This window comes from Bacillus sp. C1 (assembly GCF_054570475.1).
This window is the reverse complement of sequence record NZ_JBTMZT010000035.1, coordinates 1-777: the sequence shown is the minus strand read 5'-3', so window position 1 is coordinate 777 and position 777 is coordinate 1. Positions and strand designations below refer to the sequence as shown.

The 777-nt window shown below is 54.1% G+C and carries 1 rRNA gene; it reads right to left on the bottom strand.

Annotated elements, in window-relative coordinates:
• Window positions 1-14 precede the first annotated feature (14 nt).
• Window positions 15-777, bottom strand: a 23S ribosomal RNA gene (locus tag ACX5JI_RS26385); the annotation flags it as partial.

Here is a 777-nt window from a genome sequence, read left to right as displayed (position 1 = left end):
TTGCTTCATATTATATGGTTAAGTCCTCGATCTATTAGTATTCGTCAGCTCCACATGTCACCATGCTTCCACCTCGAACCTATCAACCTGATCATCTTTCAGGGATCTTACTAGCTTACGCTATGGGAAATCTCATCTTGAGGGGGGCTTCATGCTTAGATGCTTTCAGCACTTATCCCTTCCGCACATAGCTACCCAGCTATGCCCTTGGCAGAACAACTGGTACACCAGCGGTGCGTCCATCCCGGTCCTCTCGTACTAAGGACAGCTCCTCTCAAATTTCCTACGCCCACGACGGATAGGGACCGAACTGTCTCACGACGTTCTGAACCCAGCTCGCGTACCGCTTTAATGGGCGAACAGCCCAACCCTTGGGACCGACTACAGCCCCAGGATGCGATGAGCCGACATCGAGGTGCCAAACCTCCCCGTCGATGTGGACTCTTGGGGGAGATAAGCCTGTTATCCCCGGGGTAGCTTTTATCCGTTGAGCGATGGCCCTTCCATGCGGAACCACCGGATCACTAAGCCCGACTTTCGTCCCTGCTCGACTTGTAGGTCTCGCAGTCAAGCTCCCTTATGCCTTTGCACTCTACGAATGATTTCCAACCATTCTGAGGGAACCTTTGGGCGCCTCCGTTACACTTTAGGAGGCGACCGCCCCAGTCAAACTGCCCACCTGACACTGTCTCCCGGGTCGATAAGACCCGTAGGTTAGAATTTCAATACAGTCAGGGCGGTATCCCACCAGCGCCTCCACCGAAGCTAGCGCTCCGG